The organism is Streptomyces sp. NPDC058812 (assembly GCF_042744565.1).
In the GTDB taxonomy this organism is placed as follows: Bacteria; Actinomycetota; Actinomycetes; order Streptomycetales; family Streptomycetaceae; genus Streptomyces; species Streptomyces thinghirensis.
Window position 1 is genome coordinate 78,384 of the sequence record NZ_JBHYOB010000010.1, and the last position, 6,489, is coordinate 84,872.

5 protein-coding genes and 1 pseudogene are annotated in these 6,489 nt (G+C 72.1%); all 6 read left to right on the forward strand.

Annotated elements, in window-relative coordinates:
• Positions 1-753, forward strand: coding sequence for a DUF3710 domain-containing protein (locus ACFW48_RS21850; RefSeq protein ID WP_386316966.1), 753 nt, complete (start codon positions 1-3; stop codon positions 751-753).
• Between the two features lie 264 nt (positions 754-1,017).
• Positions 1,018-1,777: pseudogene (locus ACFW48_RS21855) on the forward strand (ABC transporter ATP-binding protein).
• A 124-nt stretch (positions 1,778-1,901) separates the two neighbouring features.
• Positions 1,902-4,448 (forward strand): ATP-binding protein, encoded by a 2,547-nt coding sequence (locus ACFW48_RS21860; protein WP_386316968.1) that lies wholly within the window; start codon positions 1,902-1,904, stop codon positions 4,446-4,448.
• Positions 4,445-5,128 (forward strand): response regulator, encoded by a 684-nt coding sequence (locus tag ACFW48_RS21865; protein WP_386316970.1) that lies wholly within the window; start codon positions 4,445-4,447, stop codon positions 5,126-5,128. Before ACFW48_RS21860 ends, ACFW48_RS21865 begins: the two co-directional genes overlap by 4 nt.
• Before the next feature lie 62 nt (positions 5,129-5,190).
• Positions 5,191-5,589, forward strand: coding sequence for an OB-fold nucleic acid binding domain-containing protein (locus ACFW48_RS21870; RefSeq protein WP_386316972.1), 399 nt, complete (start codon positions 5,191-5,193; stop codon positions 5,587-5,589).
• A 3-nt stretch (positions 5,590-5,592) separates the two neighbouring features.
• Positions 5,593-6,393, forward strand: coding sequence for a DUF3159 domain-containing protein (locus ACFW48_RS21875; RefSeq protein WP_386316973.1), 801 nt, complete (start codon positions 5,593-5,595; stop codon positions 6,391-6,393).
• The last annotated feature ends 96 nt before the right edge of the window (positions 6,394-6,489 follow it).

Sequence of the window (6,489 nt, forward strand, 5' to 3'; positions counted from 1 at the left end):
GTGTTCGGACGTCGCAAGAAGAGGGATGCCGCCGAGGACGCGGCCGGCGAGACCGAGCAGGTCGTCGACAGCGTCGACACCGAGGCGGACGAAGAGCCCGAGCGCGTGCGGCTCGAGCCCGAACCGCGGCCCGACGGGCCCTGGGACAGCACCGAGGTCCGCGACCCGGCAGAGGGCCGGGTGGACCTGGGCGGCCTGTTCGTACCCGGAGTCGACGGCATGGAACTGCGCGTGGAGGTCGCGGGCGACGCGATCGTCGCCGCGACCGTCGTGCTGCGCGACAGCGCCATCCAGCTGCAGGGTTTCGCGGCGCCCAAGCGCGAGGGCATCTGGGGCGAGGTGCGCGAGGAGATCGGCTCCGGCATCACCCAGCAAGGGGGCATCGTCGACGAGGTCGAGGGCCCGCTGGGCTGGGAGCTGCGCGCCCAGGTCCCGGTGCAGCTGCCGGACGGCACGGGCGGCTTCCAGGTCGTACGGTTCGTCGGTGTGGACGGCCCCCGCTGGTTCCTGCGCGGAGTGATCTCTGGCCAGGGCGCGGTGCAGCCGCAGGCCGCCGGTCTGCTGGAGCAGATCTTCCGGGACACGGTCGTGGTTCGCGGCGACGGCCCGATGGCCCCCCGCGACCCGATCGTCCTCAAGCTGCCGAACGACGCGCAGATGGTCCCCGAGGGCGTCCAGCAGGAGGAGGGCTCCCGCTTCGCCGGCGGTATGGGCCAGCTCCAGCGCGGACCGGAGATCACCGAGGTCCGGTAGGCAAAGTCTCCGTACGGTTTTCCGTACGCGCGTGAGCGTCCGCACGCGCGCGTGAAGGGCCGCGCCCCGCTCGGGGCGCGGCCCTTCCGCCGTCCCGGGCATGCCCAGGACGGCGGAAGGGCCTGCCGGACGGGCCGGGGAGCCGGGGAGCCACTCACGTCCGACGATCCGGGCCGGACCGTTGAACGGCACAGGGTCCGCTCGCGATACCGGCGCCCGATCTCCGGCGGGGGAGGGCACACGAGCCAGGTGGTCACCGGGACCATGGTGCGCGTCGAGGGCGCGCGAAAGTCGTACGGCCACGGCGCCGCCGCCGTACACGCCCTGCGCGGCGTCTCCTTCGAGGTGCCGCGTGGCGAGCTGGTCGACCTCAAGGGTGGTCCGGGTCCGGGAAGACGACGCTGCTCAACCTCGTCGGCGGTCTCGACGTACCCGACGCCGGACGGGTCGAGGTCGACGGCCGCGACCTGGCGGAGCTGGACGAGGACGGGCTGCTCGCCCTGCGCCGGGACCGCGTCGGCTTCGTCTTCCAGTCCTTCGGGCTCCTCCCGATCCTCACGGCCGCCGAGAACGCGGGCGTACCGATGCGGCTGCGCCGGACCGCACCGCGCGAGCGCGAGGCGCGCGTCGAGCTGCTGCTCTCCATGGTCGGCCTCGCCGACCACGCCGCCCAGCGGCCCGGCGAGCTGTCCGGCGGCCAGCAGCTGGGGGTGCCCCCAGGCCGTTCAGGCACTGGGGGAGGGTCGCCATCGCCCGCGCCCGCGCCCGCACCCTCGCCCTCGCCAACAGCCCCGCCCTGCTCGTGGCCGACGAGCCCACCGGTCGGTTGGACGCGGAGACCGGCCACGCCGTGATGGAGACCGGCCACGCCGTGATGGAGACCGGCCACGCCGTGATGGAGTTGCTGCGGGCGGTCGTACGCGGTGAGCGGGTCACCGCCCTGGCCGCCACCCACGACGCCACGCTGCTGGACCTCGCCGACCGGGTGCTGGAGCTGCGGGACGGGGAGATGGCCGAGGCGTGACGGCCGCGGACGTCAGAGTTCCGTCAAAGAGCACCCCCAGCCCGTACCCCACCCCGATTTGTCGGGATTGCTCGCCGTAAGGTCGACGCTGCGCAATCAGCGTTGACCGGAAGACAATGAGGCCATGGGACGCGGCAAGCTTCGGATCTACCTCGGCGCGGCGCCGGGCGTCGGCAAGACGTACGCCATGCTGTCCGAGGCGCACCGCCGCACGGAGCGGGGCACCGACTGCGTCGTGGCCTTCGTGGAGCACCACGACAGGTCGCGCACCGAGGTGCTGCTGCACGGCCTGGAGCAGGTGCCGCGCCGGGAGCTGGAGCACCGCGGCGCGGTCTTCACGGAGCTGGACCTCGACGCGGTGCTGGCCCGGGCCCCCCGGGTGGCCCTGGTGGACGAGCTGGCCCACACCAACGTCCCCGGTGCCCGCAACGCCAAGCGGTGGCAGGACGTCGAGGAGCTGCTGGCCGCCGGGATCGACGTGGTCTCGACCGTCAACATCCAGCACCTGGAATCACTCGGCGACGTCGTCGAGTCGATCACCGGGGTGAGACAGCAGGAGACCGTGCCGGACGAGGTGGTGCGGCGCGCGGACCAGATCGAACTGGTCGACATGTCACCGCAGGCACTGCGCCGGCGCATGGCCCACGGCAACATCTACCAGCCGGACAAGGTCGACGCGGCCCTGTCCAACTACTTCCGCCCCGGCAACCTCACCGCTCTGCGCGAGCTGGCCCTGCTGTGGGTGGCGGACCGGGTCGACGAGTACCTGCAGCAGTACCGCAGCGAACACCGCGTGTCGAAGATCTGGGGCTCGCGCGAGCGCATCGTGGTCGGCCTGACCGGCGGCCCCGAGGGCAGGACGCTGATACGGCGGGCCGCGCGCCTCGCGGAGAAGGGCGCCGGCGGCGAGGTACTGGCCGTGTACATAGCCCGCAGCGACGGGCTGACCTCGGCCTCCCCGAAGGAACTGGCGGTGCAGCGCACCCTGGTGGAGGACCTCGGCGGAACCTTCCACCACGTGCTCGGCGAGGACATACCGGCCGCCCTGCTCGACTTCGCGCGCGGCGTCAACGCCACCCAGATCATCCTCGGCTCCTCGCGCCGCAAGGCCTGGCAGTACGTCTTCGGCCCCGGCGTAGGCGCCACCGTCGCCCGCGAGTCCGGCCCCGACCTGGACGTCCACATCGTGACCCACGAGGAGGTCGCCAAGGGCCGCGGACTGCCGGTGGCCAGGGGGGCGCGGCTCGGCCGCTCCCGGATCGCGTGGGGCTGGCTCGCGGGCCTCGGCGGGCCGGTGCTGCTGACACTGCTGCTGAACGCCGTTCACCTCGGACTCGCCAACGACGTCCTGCTCTACCTGGCGCTGACCGTGGCCGCCGCCCTGCTGGGCGGGCTGTACCCGGCGCTCGCCTCGGCGGCGGTCGGTTCCCTCCTGCTGAACTGGTTCTTCACGCCCCCGGTCCACCGGATCACCATCGCCGATCCCAGGAACATGCTCGCGCTGGCCATATTCGTGGGCGTCGCGCTCTCCGTGGCCTCGGTCGTCGACGTCGCGGCCCGCCGCACCCACCAGGCCGCCCGGCTGCGCGCCGAGTCCGAGATCCTCTCCTTCCTCGCGGGCAACGTGCTGCGCGGCGAGACCAGCCTGGAGGCCCTCCTGGAACGGGTCCGCGAGACCTTCGCAATGGAGTCGGCCGCCCTGCTGGAGCGGGAGGGCGACGTCGCGCCCTGGACCTGCGCCGGCCGGGCCGGGGCGGGACCGCCGGTCGAACGCCCCGAGGACGCGGACGTGGACATGCCGGTCGGAGACCACATGGCCCTCGCGCTGACCGGCCGTGTCCTGCCCGCCGAGGACCGCCGGGTGCTGGCCGCCTTCGCCGCCCAGGCCGCCGTCGTCCTGGACCGGCGGCGCCTGCGTGAGGAGGCCGACCGGGCCCGCGCGCTCGCCGAGGGCAACCGCATCCGCACGGCGCTGCTCGCCGCCGTCAGCCACGACCTCCGTACCCCGCTCGCCGGGATCAAGGCGGCGGTCACGAGCCTGCGGTCCGACGACGTGGCGTGGTCCGAGGAGGACGAGGCGGAACTCCTGGAGGGCATCGAGGAGGGCGCCGACCGCCTCGACCACCTCGTCGGCAATCTGCTCGACATGTCCCGCCTCCAGACCGGTACGGTCACGCCGCTGATCCGCGAGATCGACGTCGACGAGGTGGTGCCGATGGTGCTGGGCGGGGTGCCCGAGGGGAGCGCCGAACTGGAGATCCCCGAGACGCTGCCCATGGTCGCCGTCGACGCCGGGCTCCTGGAGCGGTCGATGGCCAACCTGGTGGAGAACGCCGTCAAGTACAGCCCCGTCGGTCGCACCGTCCTGGTCGCCGCCAGCGCCCTCGCGGACCGCGTCGAGGTGCGGGTCGTCGACCGGGGGCCGGGGGTGCCGGACGAGGCCAAGGACCGGATCTTCGAGCCCTTCCAGCGCTACGGCGACGCCCCGCGCGGCGCCGGTGTGGGGCTCGGCCTGGCCGTGGCCCGTGGCTTCGCCGAGGCGATGGGCGGCACCCTGAACGCCGAGGACACCCCCGGCGGCGGGCTCACCATGGTGCTCACCCTCCGCGCGGCGGGAACGCCCACCGGAACCCCCCACCTCACGACAGCGGAAAGGCAGGCCGCCCGATGACCCGGGTGCTCGTGATCGACGACGAACCGCAGATCGTGCGTGCCCTCGTGATCAACCTCAAGGCCCGGCACTACGAGGTCGACGCCGCCCACGACGGTGCCACCGCCCTCCAGCTCGCCGCGGCCCGCCACCCCGACGTCGTGGTGCTGGACCTAGGCCTGCCCGACATGGACGGCGTCGAGGTGATCAGAGGGCTGCGCGGCTGGACCCGGGTGCCGATCCTGGTGCTGTCCGCCCGGCACTCCTCCGACGAGAAGGTCGAGGCGCTAGACGCGGGCGCCGACGACTACGTCACCAAGCCCTTCGGCATGGACGAACTGCTGGCCCGGCTGCGCGCCGCCGTCCGCCGGGCCGAACCGGTCCCGGGCGGCGAGGACGACGTGGTCGTGGACACCGCGGAGTTCACCGTCGACCTGGCCGCGAAGAAGGTGAACCGGGACGGGAAGGACGTACGGCTCACCCCCACCGAGTGGCATCTGCTGGAGGTGCTGGTGCGCAACACCGGACGCCTGGTCAGCCAGAAGCAGCTGCTGCAGGAGGTGTGGGGGCCGTCGTACGGGACGGAGACGAACTACCTTCGGGTCTACATGGCGCAGCTGCGCCGCAAGCTGGAGGCGGACCCGGCACACCCGCGGCACTTCATCACGGAGCCCGGCATGGGATACCGCTTCGAGAAGTGAGCCTCGCGATACCGGCCCGGAGAGGGTGTCTGGCTGTCGGGGTGCCCCGGTACGCTTCAGATATGAGTGCTGCTCCGCGTTCCGACAAGCCGGCGGGCCGGTTCCGGCGCATGTTCGACCGGCTCTCCTCGTCGCAGGAGGACCTGGAGTCCGAGGAACTGCGCGAGGACGCCGACACCGCCGGCTGTACCCGTATCTGCGACTGTCAGGACCGGCAGATCGTGTCGGTTACTGGTACCTTGCGCACGGTCACCCTGCGACCGCGTGCGGGCGTCCCGGCCCTGGAGGCCGAGCTGTTCGACGGTTCCGCCGCCCTGGACGTGGTGTGGCTGGGCAGACGCTCCATCGTGGGCATAGAGCCGGGGCGCAAGCTCATCGCATCGGGCCGGATCTCGATGAGCCGGGGCCGCCGGGTGCTCTTCAACCCGAAATACGAACTGAGACCCCTCGGACGGGAGTAGCCGGTGACGTCGCTCGACAAGCCGACCGAAGACACCCAAGACACGGAAGCCGACGACGCCCGGGCGGTGACGGAGGCCGCGCTGTTCGAGGCGTTCGGCGGCGTGCGGGGCATGGTCGAGACGGTGCTGCCGGGCCTGCTCTTCGTCACCATCTTCACCCTCAACAACGACCTGCACATGTCCGCGATCGCGGCGCTCGCCGTGTCGCTGGTGCTGGTCGTGGTCCGGCTGGCGATGAAGGACACCGTCAAGCACGCGTTCAGCGGGGTCTTCGGCGTCGCCTTCGGCGTGGTCTTCGCGATGATGACCGACAACGCCAAGAACTTCTATCTGCCGGGCATGCTCTACACCCTGGGCCTGGCAATGGCGTACATCGTCACCTCGCTGGCCGGGGTGCCGCTGATCGGCCTGATCCTCGGCCCGGTCTTCAAGGAGAACCTCTCCTGGCGCACCCGCAACCCGGGCCGCAAGAAGGCGTACACCAAGGCCAGCTACGCCTGGGGCCTGATCCTGCTCGGCAAGAGCGCCATCCTCTTCCCGCTGTACTGGTGGGCGGACACCGAGCAGCTCGGCTGGGTCCTGGTCACCCTGAAGATCCCGCCGTTCCTGCTCGCCGTGTGGCTGACCTGGGTGTTCCTGGCGAAGGCGCCGGCCCCCATCGACGTGTTCGCGGAGATGGAGGCGGCGGAGAAGGCCGAGGAGGAGAGGGCGGAGCGCGAGAAGGCCGAGCGCGAGGCCCGGGAGGGCGTAACCGTGGAGTCCGCCGCGGACTCCGCACACAGCGGCAGGCACCGCAAGGACTGACGGCGTACGACGGCAAGGACTGACGGCGTACGACGGTGGGGGGGGCCGGGGGGGGCGGGGGGGCCCCCCCCCGGAGGCCCGGGGGAATTAACAAAA